Annotated in this window: 20 protein-coding genes; 1 reads left to right on the forward strand and 19 read right to left on the reverse strand. The window is 60.7% G+C overall.

The features are described from left to right. Positions 1-3: 3 nt before the first annotated feature. From C9422_RS00900 to arnB, 8 genes are read right to left on the reverse strand one after another with little or no spacing between them, the layout of a single operon-like run. Positions 4-1,383, reverse strand: a complete 1,380-nt coding sequence (locus C9422_RS00900; protein ID WP_116579334.1) for a UDP-glucose/GDP-mannose dehydrogenase family protein — start codon at positions 1,381-1,383, stop codon at positions 4-6. After that, positions 1,380-1,781, reverse strand: a complete 402-nt coding sequence (gene arnF / locus C9422_RS00905) for a 4-amino-4-deoxy-L-arabinose-phosphoundecaprenol flippase subunit ArnF (protein WP_116579335.1) — start codon at positions 1,779-1,781, stop codon at positions 1,380-1,382. The genes C9422_RS00900 and arnF overlap by 4 nt, the downstream gene beginning before the upstream one ends. Then, on the reverse strand, positions 1,778-2,122 hold the full coding sequence (gene arnE / locus C9422_RS00910; RefSeq protein WP_116579336.1) for a 4-amino-4-deoxy-L-arabinose-phosphoundecaprenol flippase subunit ArnE: 345 nt from the start codon (positions 2,120-2,122) through the stop codon (positions 1,778-1,780). Before arnE ends, arnF begins: the two co-directional genes overlap by 4 nt. Further along, on the reverse strand, positions 2,119-3,768 hold the full coding sequence (gene arnT / locus C9422_RS00915; protein ID WP_116579337.1) for a lipid IV(A) 4-amino-4-deoxy-L-arabinosyltransferase: 1,650 nt from the start codon (positions 3,766-3,768) through the stop codon (positions 2,119-2,121). Before arnT (C9422_RS00915) ends, arnE begins: the two co-directional genes overlap by 4 nt. After that, positions 3,765-4,649, reverse strand: a complete 885-nt coding sequence (gene arnD / locus C9422_RS00920) for a 4-deoxy-4-formamido-L-arabinose-phosphoundecaprenol deformylase (protein ID WP_116579338.1) — start codon at positions 4,647-4,649, stop codon at positions 3,765-3,767. The genes arnT (C9422_RS00915) and arnD overlap by 4 nt, the downstream gene beginning before the upstream one ends. After that, the gene (gene arnA / locus C9422_RS00925) at positions 4,649-6,640 is read right to left on the reverse strand and encodes a bifunctional UDP-4-amino-4-deoxy-L-arabinose formyltransferase/UDP-glucuronic acid oxidase ArnA (protein WP_116579339.1); all 1,992 of its coding nucleotides are present in this window, start codon (positions 6,638-6,640) and stop codon (positions 4,649-4,651) included. The genes arnD and arnA overlap by 1 nt, the downstream gene beginning before the upstream one ends. Continuing rightward, positions 6,637-7,656: an undecaprenyl-phosphate 4-deoxy-4-formamido-L-arabinose transferase gene (arnC, locus tag C9422_RS00930; protein WP_007974303.1), complete on the reverse strand. Its 1,020-nt coding sequence runs from the start codon at positions 7,654-7,656 to the stop codon at positions 6,637-6,639. The genes arnA and arnC overlap by 4 nt, the downstream gene beginning before the upstream one ends. Next, positions 7,653-8,801 carry a UDP-4-amino-4-deoxy-L-arabinose aminotransferase gene (gene arnB, locus C9422_RS00935; RefSeq protein WP_116579340.1) on the reverse strand — a complete coding sequence of 383 codons (1,149 nt, stop codon included), beginning with the start codon at positions 8,799-8,801 and terminating at the stop codon, positions 7,653-7,655. The genes arnC and arnB overlap by 4 nt, the downstream gene beginning before the upstream one ends. Positions 8,802-9,193: 392 nt before the next feature. On the opposite strand from arnB, the gene xerC reads away from it, so the two are divergent. After that, positions 9,194-10,132 (forward strand): tyrosine recombinase XerC, encoded by a 939-nt coding sequence (gene xerC / locus C9422_RS00940; RefSeq protein ID WP_116579341.1) that lies wholly within the window; start codon positions 9,194-9,196, stop codon positions 10,130-10,132. 4 nt (positions 10,133-10,136) lie between these two features. On the opposite strand, the gene C9422_RS00945 is transcribed toward xerC, so the two are convergent. From C9422_RS00945 to C9422_RS01000, 11 genes are all read right to left on the reverse strand, one after another. Next, on the reverse strand, positions 10,137-11,207 hold the full coding sequence (locus tag C9422_RS00945) for an ABC transporter ATP-binding protein (protein WP_116579342.1): 1,071 nt from the start codon (positions 11,205-11,207) through the stop codon (positions 10,137-10,139). Further along, complete coding sequence (locus tag C9422_RS00950) at positions 11,204-12,802, reverse strand: iron ABC transporter permease (protein ID WP_116579574.1); 1,599 nt, start codon at positions 12,800-12,802, stop codon at positions 11,204-11,206. The genes C9422_RS00945 and C9422_RS00950 overlap by 4 nt, the downstream gene beginning before the upstream one ends. 3 nt (positions 12,803-12,805) lie before the next feature. Further along, entirely contained in the window at positions 12,806-13,819 is a 1,014-nt protein-coding gene (locus C9422_RS00955; RefSeq protein WP_116579343.1) for an iron ABC transporter substrate-binding protein, read from the reverse strand. Positions 13,820-14,244: 425 nt separating this feature from the next. After that, positions 14,245-15,966 (reverse strand): lipid IV(A) 4-amino-4-deoxy-L-arabinosyltransferase, encoded by a 1,722-nt coding sequence (gene arnT, locus C9422_RS00960; RefSeq protein ID WP_116579344.1) that lies wholly within the window; start codon positions 15,964-15,966, stop codon positions 14,245-14,247. Positions 15,967-16,140: 174 nt separating this feature from the next. After that, positions 16,141-16,797 carry a histidine phosphatase family protein gene (locus C9422_RS00965; RefSeq protein ID WP_116579345.1) on the reverse strand — a complete coding sequence of 219 codons (657 nt, stop codon included), beginning with the start codon at positions 16,795-16,797 and terminating at the stop codon, positions 16,141-16,143. Positions 16,798-17,462: 665 nt separating this feature from the next. Then, entirely contained in the window at positions 17,463-18,020 is a 558-nt protein-coding gene (locus C9422_RS00975; RefSeq protein ID WP_116579346.1) for a membrane integrity-associated transporter subunit PqiC, read from the reverse strand. A 17-nt stretch (positions 18,021-18,037) separates the two neighbouring features. Beyond that, positions 18,038-19,714: an intermembrane transport protein PqiB gene (locus C9422_RS00980; protein ID WP_007974320.1), complete on the reverse strand. Its 1,677-nt coding sequence runs from the start codon at positions 19,712-19,714 to the stop codon at positions 18,038-18,040. Next, complete coding sequence (locus tag C9422_RS00985) at positions 19,695-20,351, reverse strand: paraquat-inducible protein A (protein WP_116579347.1); 657 nt, start codon at positions 20,349-20,351, stop codon at positions 19,695-19,697. The genes C9422_RS00980 and C9422_RS00985 overlap by 20 nt, the downstream gene beginning before the upstream one ends. Further along, entirely contained in the window at positions 20,348-20,944 is a 597-nt protein-coding gene (locus C9422_RS00990; RefSeq protein WP_102700072.1) for a paraquat-inducible protein A, read from the reverse strand. The genes C9422_RS00985 and C9422_RS00990 overlap by 4 nt, the downstream gene beginning before the upstream one ends. Positions 20,945-21,229: 285 nt before the next feature. Beyond that, positions 21,230-22,531: an FAD-binding oxidoreductase gene (locus C9422_RS00995; protein WP_116579348.1), complete on the reverse strand. Its 1,302-nt coding sequence runs from the start codon at positions 22,529-22,531 to the stop codon at positions 21,230-21,232. Continuing rightward, positions 22,528-23,616: a polyamine ABC transporter substrate-binding protein gene (locus C9422_RS01000; RefSeq protein ID WP_116579349.1), complete on the reverse strand. Its 1,089-nt coding sequence runs from the start codon at positions 23,614-23,616 to the stop codon at positions 22,528-22,530. The genes C9422_RS00995 and C9422_RS01000 overlap by 4 nt, the downstream gene beginning before the upstream one ends. Positions 23,617-23,697 lie beyond the last annotated feature (81 nt).

Raw genomic sequence — 23,697 nt, forward strand, 5'->3', positions numbered from 1 at the left:
CGTTTAAGCGACCACTGATTCGGTCAGCCATTGCTGGTAAGGCATCGGCAACTTGCGCGACTCACCCCGACCGATCGGGAAGTAGGTAAATCCGATGCGCGCCAGTCGGTCCGCGTCGTACAGGTTGCGGCCATCGAAGATCACCGGTGCGTTGAGTCGTTGGCGGATAAACTCGAAGTCCGGCGCCTTGAACTGTTGCCATTCGGTGCAGATGATCAGCGCATCGGCGCCGGACAAGACTGACTCAGGCGTCCCCATGAGCATCAGTTTCGACTCATCCGGGTACAGCTTCTGGGTTTCCTGCATGGCTTCCGGATCGAACGCACGGACATTCGCCCCGGCGGCCCACAACGATTCGAGCAATACCCGGCTCGGTGCGTCGCGCATGTCGTCGGTATTGGGTTTGAAGGCCAGGCCCCAGACGGCAAAGGTCTTGCCACGCAGGTCGCCCTTGTAGAACGCGTTGATGCGCTCGAACAGCTTGTGCTTTTGCCGCTCGTTGATGGCTTCCACCGCTTGCAGCAGGTCGCTGGAGCAATGGGCTTCTTCGGCGCTGTGGATCAGGGCGCGCATGTCCTTGGGGAAGCACGAGCCACCGTAGCCGCAACCGGGGTAGATGAAGTGGTAGCCGATACGCGAGTCGGCGCCGATGCCCAGGCGTACCGATTCGATGTCGGCACCCAGGTGTTCGGCCAGTTCGGCGATCTGGTTGATGAAGCTGATCTTGGTCGCCAGCATGCAGTTGGCGGCGTATTTGGTCAGCTCGGCGCTGCGCAGGTCCATGAACATGATGCGTTCGTGGTTGCGGTTGAACGGCGAGTACAGGTCACGCATCACCTCACGCACTTCATCGCGTTCGCAGCCGATGACGATACGGTCCGGGCGCCGGCAGTCGGCCACGGCAGAACCTTCTTTCAGGAACTCCGGGTTGGAGACGATATCGAACTGCAATACACGCCCGACGCTGAGCAGGCATTTGTCGATGTGTGCACGCAAGGCGTCGCCGGTGCCGACCGGGACGGTGGATTTCTCCACCAGGATCGCCGGCTGCTCGCGATGACGCGCCACGGCTTCGCCCACCGACATCACGTAGCGCAAGTCCGCCGAGCCGTCTTCCCGAGAGGGAGTACCGACGGCGATGAACAGGACCTGGCCGTGCTGGACGGCGAATTTTTCATCGCCGGTGAACTGCAACCGCTTGGCGTCAAGGCCTTCGCGTACCAGGCTGGCCAGGCCAGGTTCGAAAATGCTCACGTGTCCCTGTTGGAGCAGTTCGACTTTCTTCTCGTCAACGTCCATGCAGACCACGTCGTGGCCGACTTCCGCCAATACCGCTGCCTGCACCAGGCCAACATAACCGCTACCAAACACACTGATTTTCATGGGGCACTCCTTGATTCGGGCGCACGAGCAGGTCGAGAATTGATGGTAATGACGCCGAGGATGACCAATGCCACGCCAAGGCTTTTTGTAAGGCTGAACGCTTCGCTGAACAGCGGCAGGCTGGCGGCCAGCAGGTACACCAGCGCGTAGCTGATGCTCAGCAACGAGTAGGCGCGGCCCAGGGGCAGGTCCCGCAGGGCCGCGAGCCAGCACAGCATCGACAAGGCGTAGGCGAGGATGGCCACGAGCACCACGGCAATGGCTGTGAGGTCGATGTGTGCGCTGAGCCACTGTTCCGGCGATGGCAGGTGACTCATGCTCCAGCGCATGCCCAGCTGGGCGGCACTGACCAGCAACACGCTGCCCAGGGCGAAGGTGATGCCGCGCCTGCGGTTCATGCGTGTTGCCCCAACAGAGCCACGCCACCGATCACCAATGCCACACCGACCCAGTGGCGGCGGTCGATGGTTTCGTGGAACACGAAACGCGCAACAAGAGTGATCAACACGAAGTTCAGGCTCAGCATCGGGTAGGCAACCCCGACTTCCAGGCGTTGCAGCACCAGCAGCCATACAAGCAGGCCCAGGCCCAACGCAGCCAGAGCCAGCCACAGCCAGGGCGAGCGCAGTTTGTCCATCCACCCGGAAGGTTTGCCGCGCCAGCTTTCCACCGCATATTTCTGGGCTATCTGGCCCAGGCAGGTCAGCAGGCAGGCCACCAGTAGCAATAGCAGGCTCATGGTGCCGCCTGCGGGATAATCAAAATCACCAGGTTGCCTTGTTCATAGCGCTTGCCCTCTTTGGGCAACTGTTCGAGTTCACGCAGCTCTTCCTCACCCTTGACCCGCATCACCACGCCGACCGAGCCTTGCTGGCGGGCATCGTGCATCCACTGTTGCACCTGGTCCGGGTCGACGCGCTGCTTAAGCGAATCAGGATAGGCAAGGCCATATTTCAATTCGCCTATCGTGTTGAAAAAAGCCACTTGCGGCCGTTTGATCCGCCAGGACAGCGCCGAAGCGGCGCCCAGGTCGTTGCTCAGCAATTTGACGCTCTGGCCCAGTTCCTGGGCGTGATCGAGGATGAACTGGTCAGGTGTTTTATTGGCGACCACGGAATTGGGCAGACCGGCAGGCAACAGACCGGCGAACAGCAGGCTGCCAAAGGCCGGGGCGGCCCAGCACTGCAATGGGCGGAAGGCTTGCAGGAGGTTGGCCATGATCCAGCCGATCAAGCCGATGAACACCAACACCAGGTTGTGCAGTTCATGATCGTAGATCGGCTTTTTCAGTTGCACGTAAACCAGTGCCAGCAGGGTCACCACGCCCACCACCAGGTTCAGCAGGCCGTTGATGCCCAGCACGCGGCCTTGTTCGAGCTTCAACCGGTCAGCCAGCGCATGGCCGAGCAACAAGGCCAGGGGTAACAGGCACGGCAGGATGTAGGCCGGCAGTTTGCCTTTGCTCAGGCTGAAGAAGATCAATGGCATCCACAGCCACAGCAGCAGGAAGCCGATACCGGACTGACGCCGGGTCTGCCAGGCTTGCTTGAGCGCGGGCGGCAACAAGGCAACCCACGGCATGCTGAACGCCACCAGCAGCGGCAGGTAGTACCACCAGGGCGCGTTATGCTGGGCGTCGTCTCCGGCAAAGCGGCGGATGTGTTCGTGCCAGAAGAAAAACCGCCAGTAGTCCGGCTCCTGGGCGTGCACGGCCAGTGCCCACGGCAGGCTGACAGCGATGGCGACCACGACCGCCACCGGGCCGTAGACCAGCAGTTCACGCCAGCGCTTTTGCCAGATCACCCAGGGCAGGGCGATCAACACGGGCAGCAACCAGGCCAGGAAACCCTTGGTGAGGAAACCCATGCCACAGGCCAGGCCCAGCACCGCCCACGCCACCAGCCGTTGACGGCGGCCGACGCTGTCCAGCGCAAACCACAAGGCGACCAGGCTGAGGTTGACCCAGAAGGTGAATTGCGGATCGAGGTTGGCGTACCCGGCCTGCCCGGCGATGACCGTAAAGCTCATGTAGAGCAAGGCGCAGGCAAAACTCTTGCGCGGTTCGTTCCACAGGCGGCGGGCGATCAGGTAGCACAGCAGCACACTCAAGCCGGTGCTCAGGGCAGAAGCGAAGCGCACCCCGAAAAGGTTCTGGCCGAACAACGCCTGCCCGAGGGCAATCATCCAGTAGCCGGCCGCCGGTTTTTCAAAATAGCGTACGTCCATGAAGTGCGGCGATACCCAGTTGCCGCTCAGGAGCATGCCCTGGCTGATCTGGGCATAGCGGGTTTCGTCGGGAATCCACAAGCCATGACTGCCCAGTGGCAGCAGGTACGCCAGCGCCACCATGGCCAACAACAACGGCAAAGCCCAGCGTTTGCTCATGCGCCTTGCACTCCCAGCCAGCCTTCGCGACCTTCGAGCGCACCGCGTACCACGCGGCCGACCGGCAGACTGTCAGGGGCCTGGGGCAACAAGTCGCCCAGGGGTTGAAAACGGATGTCCCGCTGACGCGCATCGCTCAGCAGTTGACGGAAATCGTTGGCCATCAGAATCCCTTCTACCTCGGCATGGATCGTGTAGACATTGAGTTTTTCCGGAGTGAACCGGTCCAGGATGAACCTGTTGAAGTCCTTGGCGGCGACGCTCGGTCCGACCACCTCGTCGAAGGTCGGCAGGTCCACCGGAATTTGCGGTGCGCCCAGGCAACCATTGGCCAATCGCGGCTGGAACAGGCTCTGGCCACGGCAATCGCTGTTGTAGCGAAAGCCGAACCCTTGCTTGGCCTCGATCACACGCTCGTCGGCACGCCAGCCGGCGGAGGCCGAGCAGGTGATCTTTGCCCCGAGAATGTCGCTGAGGGTGTCCACGCCACGGCGTATCTGTTCGACCAGTTGTGCATCGCTCCAACGCCCGGCATTGGCTTGCCAGCCGTGGTGGTCCCAGGCGTGCAGGCCGACTTCATGCCCGGCGTCCCGGGCCTGACGCATCAAGTGCCCCAGGTCGCGGCCGATCGGTTTTCCGGGCCATGCGGTGCCCGCCAGCAGAATGTCCCAGCCATACAGGCCGGCTGCATTGGAGCGAAGCATTTTCCAGAGAAACTGTGGACGGATGAGGCGCCACAAATGGCGCCCCATGTTGTCCGGCCCGACACTGAAGAAGAACGTCGCCTTGACCTGTGCTTCATCAAGGATTTCCAGCAACCGGGGCACCCCTTCACGGGTGCCTCGGTAGGTGTCGACATCAATCCGCAGTCCCGCCTGCATCAACGCTTGTCCGCGATTTCGAGCATGGCCTCACGCAGGAAGAAGTCCAGCGTGTTGCCGATGGTTTCGCTCATCTCCACGGTCGGCGTCCAGTCCAGCAGGCGCTTGGCGTTGGCGATGCTCGGTTTGCGATGGGACACGTCCTGGTAACCGGTGCCGTAGAACGCCTTGCTCTCGATATCGCGGAAGCCGGCGAACGGAGGGAAGTTGGCGCGCAGCGGGTGAGCTTCGAACTGGCGCAGCAACTCTTCGCCCAGCTGACGGATGCTGGCTTCGTTGTCCGGGTTGCCGATGTTGATGATCTGGCCGTTGCAGACATCGTTGTCGTTGTCGATGATCCGTGCCAGGGCTTCCACACCGTCGGCGATGTCGGTGAAACAGCGTTTTTGCTCGCCACCGTCGAACAGGCGAATCGGCGTACCTTCCACCAGGTTCAGGATCAACTGGGTAATCGCCCGGGAGCTGCCGATTCGGGCCGAGTCCAGGCGGTCCAGACGTGGACCCATCCAGTTGAACGGACGGAACAGGGTGAAGTTCAGGCCCTTCTGGCCGTAGGCCCAGATGACGCGGTCGAGCAATTGCTTGGAGACCGAGTAGATCCAGCGCTGCTTGTTGATCGGGCCGACCACCAGGTTGGAGCTGTCTTCGTCGAAGTTCGGGTCCTGGCACATGCCATAGACTTCCGAGGTCGACGGGAAGATCACGCGTTTGTTGTACTTGACGCAGTAGCGAACCAGTTTCAGGTTTTCTTCGAAGTCCAGTTCGAATACGCGCAGCGGGTTGCGGGTGTATTCGATTGGCGTGGCGATGGCCACGAGCGGCAGCACCACGTCGCACTTCTTGATGTGGTATTCGATCCACTCGGAGTGGATGCTGATGTCGCCTTCGACGAAGTGGAAGTTCGGGTGGCTGCGCAGGCGATCGATGGCGTCCGAACCGATGTCCAGGCCGTAGACTTCGTAGCGGTCGTCGCGCAGCAGGCGCTCGGACAAGTGGTTGCCGATGAAGCCGTTGACGCCGAGGATCAGCACGCGGGTGCGACGCGGGGCACGACCGGATTCGGCACCGCGCAGTACGGAACCGTCCACCAGGCCCAGTTCGTTGGCCAGTTGCGGACCGCTCAGGTACAGGCCGTTGTCGTTGCGCTGACCGGCGTTGATGATCAGCGAGTCTTCACCGCAGGCGATGCGCAGCGGATCGACGCTGATCACACGGCCCGGTGCCTGGCCTTCGTTGCCCTTGGCGACTTCGGCGCTCCAGACAATCAGCTTGTGCTCGCCCACCGCGCAGAAGGCGCCCGGGTACGGCTGGGTCACGGCGCGCACCAGGTTGAACAGTTCTTCGGCCGGATTGGCCCAGACCAGTTTGCCGTCAGCCGGCGTGCGACGGCCGAACACCGTAGCCTTGGATTCGTCCTGTGGTGTTTCGCTGACTTTGCCTTGCAGCAGCGCCGGCAAGGTATCGCGCAACAGATCGGCGGCCGCCGTGCGCAGTTTTCCGTGCAGGCTCAGCGCCGTGTCGCTGCGCTCGATCGCGACTTTTTGCTGGGCAACGATAGCGCCAGCATCGGCACGCTTGACCATGCGGTGCAGGGTCACGCCGGTTTCGGTTTCGCCATTGACCAGCACCCAGTTGGCCGGTGCGCGACCACGGTAGCGCGGCAGCAGCGAACCGTGCAGGTTGAACGCGCCTTTGCGCGCCGTGGCCAGCAGCGGCTCGCTCAGCAGGTTGCGGTAGTAGAAGGAGAAAATGTAGTCGGGATCGAGCTTGGCGATACGTTCGATCCACAACGGGTGGTTGGCGTCCTCCGGTGCGTGCACGGCAATGCCGTGGCGGGCGCACAGCTGCGCGACGGAGCCGTAGAAGGCGTTCTCCTTCGGATCGTCGGCGTGGGTGAACACCGCAGCGATCTCGAAACCCGAGGAGAGCAGGGATTCGATGCCGGCACAGCCAATATCGTGATAGGCGAAGACAACAGCTTTTGCACTCATGAAGGAACCTGATCTGAAGAAGTGGAAGTTAGGCCGTCGACGGTGACAACGGAAGCAGGGGAGGCGGGCTGGCTGCGCAGCACCTTTTCAATGAAGAAGCGCGGACGTGCGCGCACGTCGCTGTACATGCGGCCCAGGTATTCACCCAACAGGCCCATGCCGATGAATTGACCACCGGTGAAGACGAACAGCACGGCGAACAGGACGAAGGTACCGCCACCGGCCCAGCCGGCCCCGAACACCAGGCGCAAAAGGACCAGGGCGATGGCGAACAGCATGCCCAGGGCCGCCATGCCGACGCCGACGATGCTCAGCAGTCGCAGGGGCGTGGTGGTCATGCAGGTGACCAGGTCGAACATCAGGTTGATCAGGCGCATCGGGCTGTACTTGGAATCGCCGTGTTCACGCTCGGCGTGGGTCACGAGGATTTCCGTGGTGTGGCGGGCAAAGCTGTTGGCCAGGATCGGAATGAAGGTGCTGCGTTCACGGCAGGCGAGCATCGCGTCGACGATGGTGCGTCGGTAGGCGCGCAGCATGCAGCCGTAGTCGCTCATGGCCACGCCGGTGGAGCGTTGCACGGCGAGGTTGATCAACTTTGATGGCCAGCGGCGCAACGCCGAGTCCTGGCGGTTGTTGCGCACCGTCGCGACGACGTCATAACCCAGCTCGGCCTGTTCGATCAGCCGCGGGATTTCTTCGGGCGGGTTTTGCAGGTCGGCATCGAGGGTGATGACGACATCGCCCTTGCATTGTTCGAAACCGGCCATGATCGCCGCGTGCTGGCCGTAGTTGCGGTTGAGGATGACGGCCACCACCGGGCTGCCTTCGCGCGACGCGGCGTCTTCCAGGATCTGTGCGGAGTCGTCGCGGCTGCCGTCGTCGACCAGTACGATTTCGTAGGCATGGTGCAACTGCTGGCAGGCTGCTTCGGTGCGACGAAGCAACTCCGGCAGGCTGTCCTGTTCGTTGTAGACCGGAATGACGATCGACACGAAGTTGATTGGGTAAGGTCTCAAAGGCTTCTATCCATGCAGTTTTCAATGGCGCCGACGACGCGCTGGACATCATCGGTGGTCATGTCGGGGAACAACGGGATCGAACACAGCCGTGCCGAATTCCATTCGGTGTTGGGCAGGTACAGGTTGGGGTAGCGCTGGCGGTAGTAGGAGTGCAGGTGAGTGGCAATGAAGTGAATGCCGGTGCCGATATTCTGCTCCTGGAGGGCTTTCATGAACGCTTCGCGATCCAGCCCGCATCGTTCGGCATCAATACGCAGGATGAACAGATGCCAGGCGTGTTGTTGCGAATAAGCGGGGACGGCCAGCGGTTGCACCGGCAGACCTTCCAGGCGCTGCAAGTAGGCCTGGGCCAGTTGAGTGCGCTTGGCGTTGATCTCGTCCAGGCGTTCCAGTTGCACCAGGGCGATGGCCGCGTTGATGTCGGCCAGGTTGTACTTGAATCCGGGCTCGACCACTTGGGCCTGGGGCTTGCGGCCGTGGGTCAGGCGGTCGTAGGCATCGACCCCCAGCCCGTGAAACTTGAGCATGCGTACCCGCGAGGCCAGGGCTTCATCGTCGCTGACGAACATGGCGCCTTCGGCGCAGGTCATGTTCTTGATTGCGTGGAACGAGAAGATGGCCGTGCCTTTGGCGCCGACGTGACGACCTTTGTATAGCGTGCCTGCGGCGTGGGCGGCGTCTTCGATCACGGCAATGCCGTGTTTGTCGGCCAGGGCGTAAAGCGGATCGAGATCGAATGCCGCACCGGCGTAATGCACCGGGATGATGGCTTTGGTGCGCGGCGTGATCGCAGCTTCAATCATGGCCACGTCGGTCATCAGCGTGTCGCGGTCGACGTCGACGAACACTGGCGTGGCACCCAGCAGGGTGATCATGTTGGCGGTGGACACCCAGGTCTGCGACGGAGTAATGACTTCATCGCCGGGCCCGATGCCCAATGCCAGCAGGGTAATATGCATGCCGCCAGTGGCCGAGGAAAGTGCCACGGCATGCCGGCAACCGACGTAGTTGGCAAAGTGTTCTTCCAGTGCCTGGTTCTTCGGCCCGGTAGTGATCCACCCGGAACGCAATACTTGCTCGACGGCGGCGATTTCTTCGTCACCGATACCGGGACGGGAGAAAGGGAGAAACGCCTGACTCATGGGCACCTCTGGGGCTGAAAACGTAAATAGCCTTTGAGGCTAAAAGGGATCCAAAAATCAGCTTAGACGCTAAAACAGAATTTGCATCAAATCAACTAGTTACCGGTTGGCGGTAAAAAACTGCATCGGTTGACTTTTTTCGCCGTGGGCGGCAGGTTGGACGTCCATTCGGGTTGCGCCGACTTTATAGAAGGTTATGCCCGATTTTGTGAAAGGAACATGAAAAAACGGTTGGGGAATCATTTTATCTGAAGGCCATTAAGCCGCTGTTCAGACTTCTTCCGTTTATCGTGAATTTTAGGAAAGGTCCTACAGTTGTAGCGTCTTTTACATCATCGTTATTTCTCTTCTTAGTTGCTTCATTGAACTGTTTACATTCAAGGCCGTTTCGTTTGATTGACTTACCTGTAACTGATTCTCGCACGCCCCTGACCAATCCGCTGACCCTGTATCTGGCGCGACTGGCACCCTCCAGCCAACTGACCATGCGCTATGTGTTGCAGGACGCCGCCGACCGCCTGGGCTTCGAAGACTGCGATATCGAAGAGATACCCTGGCACAACCTGCAGCCCGAAGACGTGATCGCACTGGTGGCTACATTGCGTTCAGATGGCTATGCGCCGAACACCTCTTCACTGTATGTCAACGCGGTGCGCGGGGTGATGAACGAAGCGTGGCGCATGAGCCTGATCTCTCAGGAGCACCTGTTGAAGATGCGCTCGGTGAAGGGCATCGCCGGTACACGGCTGTCCCAGGGACGCAACCTCAGGCGTACGCTGATCCAGGAGCTGATGGCCGCCTGCGCCGCCGATCCGCGACCACAAGGCTTGCGGGATGCCGCGATCATCGGGATTTTGTACGGCTCGGGAATGCGCAAGTCCGAATCGGTGAACCTGGAGTTGAATCAGGTCGACTTCACCCAGCGCAGCCTGCAGGTGACGGCCAAGGGCAACAAGCAGTTGATCAAGTACGCGCCGGCCTGGGCCTTCGCCAAACTGCAAGCCTGGCTTGAATTGCGCCGCTCCCTGCTCAAGGAAGGCGAGCCGGACGATCCGTTTCTGTTCAATCGCATCCGCCGTGGCAGCCACATCACCCGTGAGCGCATCACCAAACATGCGATCTACTACATCGCCCGGCAACGGGGCGCGCAGGTCGGGGTGAAAATCATGCCCCACGACTTCCGGCGTTCATTCATTACCCGGGTGATCGAAGAGCATGACTTGTCGATTGCGCAGAAACTGGCGCACCACAGCAACATCCAGACCACGGCCAACTACGATGTGCGCGACGACAACGAGCGGCGTCGGGCAGTGGATCGATTCGACCTGTGAACCCTTACAGCTCGCTCAACACGTGGGCGTGGCCAATGGTCGAGACCTGAACCGCGCTGCCGGCGGGAGGTGCGTACATGCCGGAACTGCGTACCAGCAGTGAGCGTCCCGGTTGCTCGTGGCTGGTCAATGACTGGAGCTCGACCGTCAGCGTGCAAGTGTTGCCGCTGAAATCCCGATCGGTGACCACGGCCCGGCAACCACCGGCTTCCGGGTCGCCGGGGTGGATGCTGGCCAATTGCAGCTGTTCGGGGCGCAGCATGATCTGCGCCGAGTTGTTGTTGCGGTGGTTGTTGACCGGGATCCGTCCCAGGTCGCAATGAGCCCAACCGGCCTCGATGCGTGCCGGCATCACCACCGCATCCCCCAGGAACAGGGCGGTCTGTTCGTCTTCGGGATAGCGGTAAAGGTCCAGCGGATGCCCTGACTGTACCAGTCGGCCCTGGCGCATCACTGCCAGCTGGTCGGCGAACGACAGGGCTTCACTCTGGTCATGGGTGACCAGAATGGTGGTGACGCCCGCGTCTTCCAGCAGCCGCGCGACCATCTTGCGCATCGCCGCGCGCAATCCGGTATCGAGCGCCGAGAACGGTTCGTCCAGCAGCATCAGCCGTGGCTGTTGTGCCAATGCCCGGGCCAGTGCCACGCGCTGTTGCTGGCCACCGGACAATTCGTGAGGCCAGCGCTCGGCCATCTTCGCGTCCAGCGCCACGCTGTCCATCAGTTCGGCGACGCGCTGTTGTTTTTCAGAACCCTTGGTCGACAAGCCGAAGCCGATGTTCGCCGCCACGGTCATGTGCGGAAAAAGCGCGCCGTCCTGCGGCACGTAGCCGATCAGGCGTTGATGGGCCGGCACTTCGTGGGTACCGTCGACCAGGGTCTGGCCATTGAGCGAAAGACGTCCGGAATCGGGGAATTCGAAGCCGGCAATCATTCGCAGCAAGGTGGTCTTACCGGAGCCGGACGGGCCGACGATGACTGTGCGGCTGCCGCTTGGCACCGACAGGCTGACGTTGTCCAGCGCGCAATGGGCGCCATAGGACTTGTAGAGGGCATTGAGTTCAAGAGTGTTCATCGGCCAGCCGTTTTTTTCGATTGGTGATAAAGAAGTCCGGTCAGCGGCAGCGACAGCACAACCATCAATAAGGCGTAGGGCGCCGCGGCAGCGTAATCGATTTCGCTGGTCATGGCCCAGAATCCGGTGGCCAGGGTGCGCGTGCCGTTCGGGGCCAGCAGCAGGGTAGCGGTCAATTCGTTGGTGATCGCCAGGAACACCAGCGCCGCACCGGCGGCGGCCCCGGGAGCGGCCAGGCGCAAGGTGATCAGCCACAGTGCCCGGGCCGGCGAACGGCCGAGGCTGCGGGCGATGTTCTCCAGTTCCACCGGGGCCTGGGCAATGCCGGCGCGCAGGCTGACCAGGGCGCGGGGCAGGAACATCAGCAGGTACGCCAGCAACACGGTGAAGGTGGTCTGGTAAATCGGCCGGGCAAAATGGATCGTGACGGTGACCAGGGCCAACGCCACGATAATTCCGGGCAAGGAACTGGTGATGTAGTTGCAGCTTTCCAGCACGCGTTGCATACGGCCGGGGTAACGGATCGACAGCCAGGCAATCGGGATCGCCGCTAACGTTGTCAGCGCCGCGCCGGCGACGCCGAGCAGCAGGGTTTGCTCCAAAGCAGGCAACAACTCGCTCGTGTCCCAGACCTCCACGCCGCCGGCGATCAGCCATTTGCCCAAGGTGATCAAGGGCACGCCCAGGGCCAGGGCACAGGTCACGATTTGCAGCGTCAACGAGAGCAGGATGGATGCCGGTTTCAGGCACACGACCCGTTGCTCCCGGGCGCTCCCCGAGCCGACGCGAGCGTAACGTGCCGAACCCCGGGCGGCGGACTCGGCCGTCAACATGGCCAGGCAACACAACGCCAGCACGCTGGCCAGCATGTGCGCCGCTGCGCCGTTGAAGGTCGATTTGAACTGGTCGAAGATCGCGGTGGTAAAGGTGTCGAAGCGGATCATGGCGTACAAGCCATATTCGGCCAGCAGGTGCAGACCGACCAGCAACGCGCCGCCGCAGATCGCCAGGCGCAATTGCGGCAATACCACACGGAAAAACACTTTCCAGGGTTTGAGCCCCATGGACTCGGCGACGTCTTCGATGGCCGGGTCGAGCCGGCGCAACGTGGCCGCCACCGGCAAATACAGGAACGGGAAGTAGGCGATGACCGAGACCAGGACGCCGGCAAACAAGCCGTGAATCGGTGGTACCAGGCTGACCCAGGCGTAGCTGTGAACGAACGCAGGCACTGCCAGCGGTGCGGTGGCCAGCAACGACCACCAGCGCCGCCCAGGCAGATTCGTGCGTTCGGTCAGCCATGCCAGCGTCACGCCCAGCGCCACACACAAGGGAATCGTCAGCAGTACCAGCAATACGGTGTTGACCAGCAGTTCACCGACCCGAGGGCGGAACACCAGGGCTACGGCGGTTGACCAGCCTGTCTGCAGGGACACGCCGATAACATAAGCGATCGGTAGCAGTGCCAGTAACGAAACCAGCACCGACAAACCGATCACCCATACACCGCCACGCCCGGCAAACAGTCCGCGGGATCGTCGACGCAATTGTGCGGGAGTCGCCTCGGCGACTTCCGCAGGCAGGGTTTCAGGAATCAATTAGAGCAGTCCGGCCTGTGTCATCAGCTCTACGGCTTTTTTGCTGTCGAGTTTTGAAGCATCGACAGTCGGCGCATCGAGTTGATTCAGAGGCACAAGTTTAGGGTTGGATTCAGCGCCTTTGCCGACGGCGTATTCAAACGACTTGCCGTTCTTCAGCACAGCCTGGCCGTCCTTGCCGGTAATGTATTTGAGGAACGCCTGGGCTTGTTCCTTGTGTTTGCTGGAAGCGAGGACGCCGCCGCCGGAGATGCTGACAAAAGCGCCCGGGTCCTTGTGCTTGAAGTAGTGCAGGGCGGTGTTCTTGCTGTTTTCCCCGGTCTTGGACTGATCCACCAGGCTGTAGTAGTGGTAGATCACGCCGCTTTCGATCTGTCCGGCATTCACTGCCTTGAGTACCGCGCTGTTGCCACGGTAGCTGGTGTAGTTGGTTTTCATCCCCTTGAGCCATTCCAGCGTGGCGGCTTCGCCCTTTTGTTGCAGGATGGCGGCGACGATGGCCTGGAAGTCAGCACCGCCTGGCGACGCGGCCCAGCGGCCTTTCCAGCTTGGGTCGGCCAGGTCCATGATCGATTTCGGCAGGTTGGTTTCCGAGAGTTTGCTCGGGTTGTACACAAACACCGTGGAGCGTGCGGCGATCCCGACCCATTTGCCGTGGGCCGGACGGTAGGCCGGGTCAACCTGCTCCAGCGTGGCTTTGTCGACAGGCGCGAACAGCCCGGCGTTGTCGACCAGCACCATGGCCGGGGAGTTTTCGGTCAGGAATACATCGGCCGGAGAGGCCGCGCCTTCCTGCACGATCTGATTGCCCATTTCGGTGTCATCGCCATTGCGCAAGGTGACCGGGATACCGGTTTCCTGGGTAAAGCCCTCGACCCAGGCCTTGGTCAGGCCTTCGTGTTGCGCGTTGTACACCACAAGACCGACGGAGTCAGCGGCATAGGCCTGGCCAGCGCTCAGCAAAGCGGTGGCCAGCAGGGCTTTTTTCAAGAACGAAGGGATTTTGGGAATCATTCTGCGGGCTGCTCCTGGTGCATTTTTTGAAAGTCATGTGCATTGAAACGCCAGTTAACCAATGCGAATCATTTGCATATCTGGAATTGCAGGGAATGTAGAGATCCAAATGAGAAAATAACGTCAAAAAAACCGTTAATACATGTAATTTTCATTCAGATTAGCAGCAGTGTGCCCACTGTGGCTCGACTCGTCGATCAAACGATATCGTCGATGAGAATGTGACGCTGCCCCCGACGGCCTTTTTTCACTCCCCCGAAGCCAGTTGCTGCTGGCCCCGCGTGGCGTTCATCGGGGTTGCGAAAGGATAGCTCGGTGATGGCCGGTGTGCCGGGGAACGGGGCCACCCGCTTCAACTCTTCGTCAACGGCCCAACCGGGGGGGCGTAGGGCGCAGGCCTTGTGGTGCTTTTTCTGGCCTGCCTGTCAGGGCTGGATTGGCGGGAAGATCAGGACCTGCAGGTTGCCACGCTGATAACGAGTGCCGTCGGCAGGTAGCGCCTCGACCTCCTGAACCTCATCGACGCTGTTGACCCGCATCACCACCCCGACCGAGCCTCTCTTGCGCGCCTCGGTCATCCATTGCCCGACATCTTGCAGGGTCACCTTGCGCGAGGCGGCAGCAGGATCCTGCAGGCCGTATTTCATTTCACCGATGACGTTGTAAAGCGCTATCTCCGGTCGGCCGGTCAGCCACGACAGGGCCGAGGCTGCCCCCAGGTCGTTGCTCAGCAGCGTGGTGGTCTGGTTCAGGCGGTCCAGGTGTTCGGAGATAAACCGGTCGGGCATCTTGCTGTCGACGATCTGGCCCGGCATGGCCGCGGGTAGCAGTGCCACCAGCAGCCAGATGCCGAGGGCTGGCATCGCCCATAACGTCAATGGCCGCAGGATTTGCAGGGCATTGGCGATGATCCAGCCCAGCAGCACGATGAACGCCAGGGATAGGCTGAACATCTCGGTGTTTTCGAATATTTCTTTGCTCAGTTGCAGGTACAGCAAGGCCGTCAGGGCCGTCGTGGCAATGACGACGTTGAGCCATCCGTTTAGGCGAATCGTCCTTGCCCGTGCCTGTTGCAGGAGGCGGGTCAGGGCATCTCCCATCAGCAGCGCCAGCGGCAACAGGCACGGCATGATGTAAGTCGGCAATTTACCGCTGCTCATGCTGAAAATCGCCAATGGCAACAACAACCAAAGCAGGAGAAAACCGCTGACGGGCTGACGCTTGTTGTTCCAGGCCTGGATGAAGGTTGCTGGTAACAACGCAGCCCAGGGCAGGGTGGAAACGACCAGCATCGGCAGGTAGAACCACCACGGACGGGCGTGTTGCGCGTTGTCGGCGGCGAAGCGGCGTACGTGTTCGTTCCAGAAGAAGAAATTCCAGAAATCCGGTTCCTGATGATGAATGGCCAGTGCCCAGGGCAGGCAGACGGCCGCGGCGACCACAACAGCCAATGGCCCGTAACGCAACAGCTCGCCAATACGACGCTGCCAGAGCATGTAGGGCAGGGCGATCACCGCCGGCAGCAGCCAGGCCAGGAAGCCCTTGGTCATGAAGCCCATGCCGCAGGCGATGCCCAGGACCGTCCAGGCACCCATCCGGGCACGGGTGGTGCGACTGTCGATGGCAAACCACAGGGAAACCAGGCTCAGGTTGACCCACAGGGTGAATTGCGGATCGAGGTTGGCGTACCCGGCCTGACCGGCAATCAGCCCGAAGCTCATGTACAACAGTGCGCAGGCAAAGCTTTTACGCGGATCGTCCCAGAACCGCCGGGCAATCAGCCAGGTCAGCCACACGCTCAGCCCGGTGCTCAGCGCTGACGCTATGCGCACTCCGAACAAGTTGTCGCCAAACACTGCCTGACCGATGGCAATCATCCAGTACCCGGCAATCGGCTTCTCGAAATAACGAAGGCCCATGAAGTGCGGCGAGATCCAGTTCCCGCTCTGCAGCATTTCCTGGCTGATCTGCGCATAACGGGTTTCGTCGGGAATCCACAGGCCGTGGCTCATCAGTGGCAGCAAGTAGAACGCTATGAACGCCAGAACCAGGGCGAACAGCATCCAGCGCCCGTTGGCCGGTGTCGTTGGGACGAGCAGGCGGGAAGATTGGCCGATAAAATCCGGCAGTGGCTGATTTGACGTCATGTCTCGACCTTGGCGCTGAAAAGGCTGATTGAAGATAGAGATGAAAGTTGCAAGAGGGAAAAGCGGGATGATATTGAACAGCGAGAAGTCAAGTCATGTTTCTCGCCGTTTGTTCAGCTGTTATTCAGTCAACTTTGAAGTAACTTGTTGCCAGAGTTTTCGCCGAGTGATGACTCAGTCTTTTTCTTGTTGCAGAGTATTCCAGTCTTCGGCATTCACAATGCCGAGTACTTGCAATTGCCCATTGCCATCGATGTGGACAAACAACGAGCTGCCGTACTCGGCGTCCTTCGCCGCGTGTTTGAGGCCGGTCTGCTGTTCAAAGTCCGCGATGCAACCGCTGTGGGTCACCAGCACCAGGTTGCGATGGGCCACCTTGTGCGCCACGACATCGTTACGCAGGGTCGTGCCGCAGGTGGCCAGCCATTCCTGGGTACGTGGGTCGCTGTTGAACATGTAATGCGCAGTCTGCACGGTGCGTGTAACAGGGCTGGTCAGGATGTCGGTCTGTGACAGACCCAGGTGTGCCAGCCCTTGCCCGACAACGGCGGCCGCTTCACTGCCGACACGGGTAATGCCGTCAGCCGGGCCCAGGCAAGGGTTGCTGGAACGGTCGCACCGCTCGGCATGGCGAACCAGCACCGCGATCTCGCCGGCATTCCATTGTTGCAGCAACCGCGCCCGGACCTGTGCACCTTCCTCGGCCAGGTTGGTCGGGGATTTCGGCCACAGGACAAAGCCGGTTACCAGCACGGCGATGGTCAGTGCGCTAATGGCCACGACCGATTTGGACAGGCGCGAAGAGGGTTTACGCAAGACGGAGTCGACCAAGTTTGTCCACCATTGAAGCGCCAGGGAAAGTGCTATTGAACAAAACCTTAAACAGCACAAAAAAATTCCGCCGAAACCAAGTTCAGCGAATTAACGGGAGCCCAAGTTAAATCTGCGCAGGTGTCGGAACGGTGAACGGAATGTGAAAAAATTGCAGAGGAGGTTGTGGCGGGTAATTAGTTAACTACTGGGAATTGTTATCTTTTGCTTTTGCGTGGGATGGCAGCGCTGAAAAGGTTCTTCACGGATTCCCGGGGGAACACAGATAACGAAATATCTGTAGGAGCTGCCGCAGGCTGCGATCTTTTGATTTTGCTTTTGCGATCTGGAGATTGCTGAAGATCAAGATCAAAAGATCGCAGCCTCCGGCAGCTCCTACAGGGGAACACGTGCACCACCAAGCAACGAGGCCGATCGCGGCGGGCTCTGTAGGTGCTCCCCGGAATTGCGTGAGCAACCATAAAAAAAGGTTCTTCACGCAATCCCAGGAAACACTAACAACGCAATACCTGTAGGAGCCAGCCTGCTGGCGATGGACTCCAATGCGGCGCGTTCATCCAGCTCACCCGCGTAATCGTTGACGACCATCGCTGGCAAGCCAGCTCCCACAAGGGGTGTGCCCACAATAAAACTGTAGGCGCCAGCTTGCTGGCGATGGATGGCCTTCAGGACGAAGGACAGCTTGCCTGGGGTCGGGTGGCCGCCTGGCTGATCAGCGCGGCCAGGCGTTTGATGTTGTTTTGCTGGGCAAGTACCAACTCATCGACTGTTGCGCCTGACGGCGTTTGCAAGGTGCTGCGGCAAATCACCTGGGCCTTGTTGCCCGGCTCGGCACTGCGCAGACGCCATATCACGTCCATCAGCGCATATTGACCGGGGACAGAGTCAAAACGCTGCACATCGACCCGTACCGAATACTTGCCCTTTACGGGACTGTTGCTCAGTTGATCGGCCAGTGCACTGCGCAATTCCTCCACGAGGGTTGCACCCCACCAATGGCTTTCGAGGATCGCCAGGGTACTGTTGCCCTCGCGAATGACGATCTGCGCCCGATCGACCTGGGGCGGCAAGCTTATCGTCTCGATCTGAATCACCCCGACGGTGGTCGTCGAATGATTGCCCACCTGGGTCGGCGTCAGGGTATGGAACTGAATCGGGTCACTGCGGCAAGCGGCGAGCAGCAACAACGCGGTGAACACTGTGAGTTTCAGCGGAAAAGCCATGGGTGTTGCTCCTGTGCTCAATTGCGCGGTGGCCCTTGCAGATCCATGGGCGGGGCATTGTTCGGGCGGCCGCGAAGCAGCGACTCCGGATGCCGTCCCAGGTAATCCGATAGATCACGCAAGGATCTCGACGTGCGTCCCAGTTCATCCAGGGTCTGATTCAGTTTTTCCCGTTGCGGCGAGTCGTCGGCCAAGGTCGAACCGGCGGATTGCAAGGTCGTATTGGCGGTATCCATCGTTTTGCTGAAGTCCGACAGAGTGCTTTGCACGCCAGGCAGGATCTTGCCGTTGAATTGCGCCATGCCCTTGCGCAGTTCGACGAGATTGCCATCGAGATTGCCGGCGATTCGCTCTATCGGCAGTTTGTTGATCTTGTCGACCATGGCTTCGAGCTTTTCCTGCAATTGCTCGAGGCTGCCTGGAATGGTCGGAATCATGACCGGACGCGCCGTGGCATCGAAGGCGACTTTTTCTGCCTTGGGGTAGAAGTCCAGGGCGATGTACAGCTGGCCGGTCAGGAAATTGCCCGTGCGCGCCTGGGCACGCAGGCCGTTATCGATAAAGGTGCCGATCAGGCGTACGCCACCCGCTTCGTCATTGGGGTCATGATTGAGCGCCTTGAGCATCTTGTCGTGGGCCCTGCCCAGGCGTTGCGGGTAAATCACGATACCGACGTTGACCGGAAAGGAGCGAAGCTTCTCGTCGTAATCCAGATTGACCGACACCACCTTGCCGATTTCCACACCGAGGAATTCCACCGGCGCATCGACCTTGAGCCCGCGCATTGCCTGGTCGAAACGCATGGCCAGGTACTGCGGCTTGCCGTTTGGCGGGGCGAGGGCGGTTTGCTGGTCGTCGAACAGTTCGTAGGCGTATTCTGCAGCGGCCGGTTTATCGCCAGGGCTGTAGTCGGGTGCGCGGAAGGCAATGCCGCCCACCAGCAGGGAGGACAACGATTCGGTCTTGACCGCAAAGCCGTTGGCGCCGACGTTCACATCAATGCCGCTGGCGTTCCAGAAACGCGTGTTTTCGGTAACGTACTTGTCGTTGGGGGCGTGGATGAACAGCTCGATGTTCACGCCTTTGCCATCCGGGTCCAGCGCGTAGGCGACCACCTGGCCCACCGGGATCTTGCGATAGTAGACCGGGGAGCCGATATCCAGCGAGCCCAGGTCCTGGGTGAACAGGGTGAAGCGCTTGCCCGGCTCGCCATAGGTGATGGGCGGCGGGTTTTCCAGCCCCGTGAAGTGTTTTGCCCGGCCGTTGGCCTGACCGATATCGGCACCGATGTAATCGCCCGACAGCAGGGTATCGATGCCGGACACGCCACCCGCGCCAATGCGCGGGCGCACGACCCAGAACTGCGAATCCTCGCGGGTAAAGCTTTCGGCCTGCTTGGCCAGCTTGATGGTGGCGTTGACACTCTTCTGGTCATCGCTCAGTTCCACATCCGAGACTTGGCCAATCACCACATTACGGTACTTGACCTCGGTTTTATTCGCGGTCAGGCCGCTCCCTGTCTTGAACGTGACAACGATGGTCGGGCCTTGCTGCAGAATGCTGTGAACCACCAGCGAAATACCCACCAGCACCGCGACGATCGGCACGATCCAGACCAGCGAAACGCTGAAACGGCGGGTCTTGATCGGTGCCTGCCCAGGGGCTTGCGGCCCGTCAGTGGCTTGCGACTTCATCCGTGACCTCCTCATTGTGTGGGTTTTCCCGCTCTTTATCCCAGATCATGCGTGGATCGAAACTCATTGCCGAAAGCATGGTGAACACCACAACCAGACCGAAAAACAGAATGCCCAGGCGCGGCTCGATGTCGGCCAGGGCCTGGAATTTCACCAGCGAGGCCACCAGGGCCACGACTATCACATCGAGCATCGACCAGTAGCCGATGACCTCGACGAAGCGGTACAGCGTCGAACGCTCTTTGCGTGCCCACTCGCTGTCGCGTTGCACGGTGACCAGCAGCAAGGTGATGGCGACGAACTTGATGCCCGGCACCGCGATACTGGCAATGAAAATGATCAGGGCGATGTCCCAGGCCCCGGCCTCCCAGAACTCCAGCACACCGCTCATGATCGTGCTGTCGGCACCATGGCCGACCATTTCGGTGTTCATCACCGGCAACAGGTTGGCCGGGATGTAAAACACCAGGGCCGCGATCATGTAGGCCCAGGTGCGGGTCAGGGAATTGGTTTTGCGCCGGTGCAGCGGCGCACCGCAACGCTCGCATTCGTGAGGTTCGCCAGTCATGTCGCAAGCCTGGCCGCAGGTGTGACACAGGCACAGGTTGAGCTCGTCGGCGTACGGAGGCGTGCTCATACAATGTCCCATAGTTCGCGGATGTCGCGCCCGGCGATGCGGATCATCATCAGGCTCAACACGGCCAGGGCAAACAACCCGATACCGGGTAGCACATCAAGCAGCCCGGCGAGTTTGATCACGGCGACCATGGCGCCCAGCAGGCAGACTTCGAGCATGCTCCAGGGCCTCAGGGTTTCCAGCCAGCGCATGCAGAGCTTGAAGCCCGGTGAGCGTTGTCCGGCCAGTGCAAAGCCCAGTACCCAGATCAGCAGCAACAACTGGAAGATCGGCGCGATGATCATGGCGATCGCCGCCACCATGGCGATGAAGGTGATAGGCCCCAGGCTCAGGGCCAGCACCGAGTCCCAGAGGGTGGCGCTGTGCTTCGAGCCTTTGAGGCTGATGCTCATCACGGGATAGAAATTGGCGAAAATCCACAGCATCAACGCGGTGAAGGTCAACGCCAGACGCTGCTCCACCGTGAGGCCGTTATAGCGCTGCAGCACGCCGCCGCAGCGCGTACACAAGGTTTTCTGATGTTTGGCGAGCGTGACTTTTTGGTAAACGCTGTCGCAGTGCTCGCAGATGATCAGCTGATCGGTAGTTGCCATGGGTCAAGCTCAACAAGAGGCAGGAAATTCAGAGCACCCCCTCAATATAGAAGTGCCTCGCGATTGAGCAAATCGAAAGTCGAAACAAGGGGATGGACAGCGCAGGATGCTGGAAGCAAACGGGGATATGTGGCGAGCGAGCTTGCTCGCGCCGGGTCGCGTAGCGACCCCAAAATATTCGGCAAGGAATGCCGTTTTTGCGAGTGCTGCGCACTGGTGCGCCAGCCCGGTCGAGCGGGAGCAAGCTCCCTCGCCACAGTTGCCATGCAGGTTGACGACCCGGGTCTAACCCAGCATTTCCCGCATCCGATACCAGAACATGCCCAGGGCCAGCAGTGGCGAGCGCAGGGCGCGTCCGCCGGGGAAGGTCATGTGCGGCACCGCGCTGAACACGTCGAAGCCTTTGCTGTGCCCGGCATGGATCGCTTCGCCCAACAACTTCGCGCACCAGTGGGTCACGTTCAGGCCATGGCCGGAGTAGCCCTGGGCGTAGAACACGTTCGGGTGCTGGCTCAGGCGCCCGACCTGCGGGAAGCGGTTGGCCGAGATGCCGATCATGCCGCCCCACTGATAGTCAATGCGCGTTTTGGCCAGTTGCGGGAACACCTTGAGCATCTGCGGGCGCATGTAGGCCGCGATGTCCGCCGGGTCGCGCCCGGAGTAATGACAGGCACCGCCGAACAACAGACGCCGGTCGGCCGAGAGCCGGTAGTAATCCAGGCCGACTTTCTGGTCGCACAGCGCGACGTTGTGCGGGATCAGTTGCCTGGCGGCGTCTTCCGACAAGGGTTCGGTGGCGATAATGTAGCTGCCGGCCGGGAGCACCTTGCCGCTGAGCTTCGGTTCCAGCTCTTCCAGGTGGGCATTGCAAGCCAGCACCAGCGTGGCCGCACGCACGGTGCCACCGGCACAGCGCACCTGCACGGTGCTGCCGTGGATCAACTCCAGCACCGGGCTTTGCTCGAAGATCTGCACGCCAAGGGACTCGGCGACTTGCGCTTCGCCCAGTGCCAGGTTCAGCGGATGCAGGTGGCCCGAGCCCATGTCGACCAGGCCGCCGGCGTAAACGCCGGAGTCCACCACGTGCTCGCGGATCTGGCCAGGTTCGATCAGGCGCGTTTCATGGGCGTAACCGGACTCGAGCAATTCGGCGTGTTCGGCCTTCAGCCCGGCAAAATGCGCCGGGGTGTTGGCCAGTTCACAGAAGCCCCAGCGCAGGTCGCAATCAATGCCGTGTTCGCGGATGCGTTGGGCCACGACTTGCACCGATTCGACCCCGGCCTGTTCCAGGTACTGCACGCCTTCGGCACCCACATGTCTGGCAAAGCCGCTGACATCATGGCCGATGCCGCGTATCAACTGGCCGCCGTTGCGCCCGCTGGCGCCCCAGCCAATCCGCCGGGCCTCCAGCAAAACCACCGAGAGTCCACGCTGGGCCAGCTCGATGGCGGTGTTGATGCCGGTGAAACCCGCGCCGACCACACAGACATCGGCCACCAGGTCCGAGGTCAGCGCGGGACGCTGCCTCATGCCCCTGGCGGACGCCGCGTAATAGGAGTGGGTATGTTCCTGGGTGTACTGATTCATTTGTTGGACTTCACTTTGCTCCACGAACGGGTCATCAGGCGCATGATCGACTGTGGCGGCGTGGTGGAGATGTAGAGTTTGTCGAGGACCTCCTGGGGCGGATACACCTCGGGGTTGCTGACCAGTTCAGGGTCCATGTACTGCTTGGCGGCCGGGTTCGGGTTGGCGTAGCCGACCGACGCGCTGACCTTGGCAATCACTTGCGGGTCCAGCAGGTAGTTGATGAAGGCGTGGGCTTCTTTCGGATTGCTGGCGTCGGCGGGGATGGCCAGCAGGTCGAACCACAGGTTGGCGCCTTCCTTGGGAATGGCGTAGGCGATGTTCACGCCGTTGTTGGCTTCCTTGGCGCGGTTGGCGGCCTGGAACACGTCGCCCGAGTAACCGAACGCCACGCAGATGTCGCCGTTGGCCAGGTCCGACACATACTTGGAGGAGTGGAAGTAGGTGATGTAGGGACGGATTTGCAGCAGCTTGGCTTCGGCCTTCTTGAAGTCCTCAGGGTTTTCGCTGCGCGGGTCCATGCCCATGTAGTTGAGGATTGCCGGGAACACCTCATCCGCCGAGTCCATCATCGACACGCCGCAGGCGCTGAGCTTCTTGATGTTTTCCGGTTCGAACAGCACGGCCCAGGAGTCGATCTTGTCGATGCCCAGCACCGCCTTGACCTTGTCGACGTTGTAGCCGATGCCGTTGGTGCCCCACAGGTAGGGCACCGAGTGGGCGTTGCCCGGATCGTTTTTCTCCAGCAGCGCCAGCAGTTTCGGGTCGAGGTTCTTGAAGTTCGGCAACTGCTCGCGATCGAGCTTGAGGAACGCGCCGGCCTTTACCTGGCGGGCGAGGAAGTGGTTCGACGGCACGACCATGTCATACCCGGTGCGACCGGCAAGCAGCTTGCCTTCCAGGGTTTCGTTGGAATCGAAAACGTCGTAGATCACCTTGATCCCGGTCTTGGCCTGGAAGTCGGCGAGGGTGGTTTCGCCGATGTAGTCGGTCCAGTTGTAGACACTGACCTGGGGTTGAGCCTGGGCAATGGTGCTGAACATCGCTGCCAGTGCGACCGGGACCATGGATTTCAATAGACGCATATCGATACCTTCTTGGAATTATTGGATTCTTCAGGTGATTCTTTAGTGGTCTGTCGGCCCTCATCGCGAGCAAGCTCGCTC

The sequence above is a fragment of the Pseudomonas sp. B1(2018) genome (assembly GCF_003097365.1).
Taxonomy (GTDB): Bacteria; Pseudomonadota; Gammaproteobacteria; order Pseudomonadales; family Pseudomonadaceae; genus Aquipseudomonas; species Aquipseudomonas laurylsulfatiphila.

Bases quoted from the DNA above. Each gene is read 5' to 3' on its own strand.
- C9422_RS00900 (WP_116579334.1), bottom strand. From the start codon at position 1,383: ATGAAAATCAGTGTGTTTGGTAGCGGTTATGTTGGCCTGGTGCAGGCA.
- arnF (WP_116579335.1), bottom strand. From the start codon at position 1,781: ATGAACCGCAGGCGCGGCATCACCTTCGCCCTGGGCAGCGTGTTGCTG.
- arnE (WP_116579336.1), bottom strand. From the start codon at position 2,122: ATGAGCCTGCTATTGCTACTGGTGGCCTGCCTGCTGACCTGCCTGGGC.
- arnT (WP_116579337.1), bottom strand. From the start codon at position 3,768: ATGAGCAAACGCTGGGCTTTGCCGTTGTTGTTGGCCATGGTGGCGCTG.
- arnD (WP_116579338.1), bottom strand. From the start codon at position 4,649: ATGCAGGCGGGACTGCGGATTGATGTCGACACCTACCGAGGCACCCGT.
- arnA (WP_116579339.1), bottom strand. From the start codon at position 6,640: ATGAGTGCAAAAGCTGTTGTCTTCGCCTATCACGATATTGGCTGTGCC.
- arnB (WP_116579340.1), bottom strand. From the start codon at position 8,801: ATGAGTCAGGCGTTTCTCCCTTTCTCCCGTCCCGGTATCGGTGACGAA.
- C9422_RS00945 (WP_116579342.1), bottom strand. From the start codon at position 11,207: ATGAACACTCTTGAACTCAATGCCCTCTACAAGTCCTATGGCGCCCAT.
- C9422_RS00955 (WP_116579343.1), bottom strand. From the start codon at position 13,819: ATGATTCCCAAAATCCCTTCGTTCTTGAAAAAAGCCCTGCTGGCCACC.
- arnT (WP_116579344.1), bottom strand. From the start codon at position 15,966: ATGACGTCAAATCAGCCACTGCCGGATTTTATCGGCCAATCTTCCCGC.
- C9422_RS00975 (WP_116579346.1), bottom strand. From the start codon at position 18,020: ATGGCTTTTCCGCTGAAACTCACAGTGTTCACCGCGTTGTTGCTGCTC.
- C9422_RS00980 (WP_007974320.1), bottom strand. From the start codon at position 19,714: ATGAAGTCGCAAGCCACTGACGGGCCGCAAGCCCCTGGGCAGGCACCG.
- C9422_RS00985 (WP_116579347.1), bottom strand. From the start codon at position 20,351: ATGAGCACGCCTCCGTACGCCGACGAGCTCAACCTGTGCCTGTGTCAC.
- C9422_RS00990 (WP_102700072.1), bottom strand. From the start codon at position 20,944: ATGGCAACTACCGATCAGCTGATCATCTGCGAGCACTGCGACAGCGTT.
- C9422_RS00995 (WP_116579348.1), bottom strand. From the start codon at position 22,531: ATGAATCAGTACACCCAGGAACATACCCACTCCTATTACGCGGCGTCC.
- C9422_RS01000 (WP_116579349.1), bottom strand. From the start codon at position 23,616: ATGCGTCTATTGAAATCCATGGTCCCGGTCGCACTGGCAGCGATGTTC.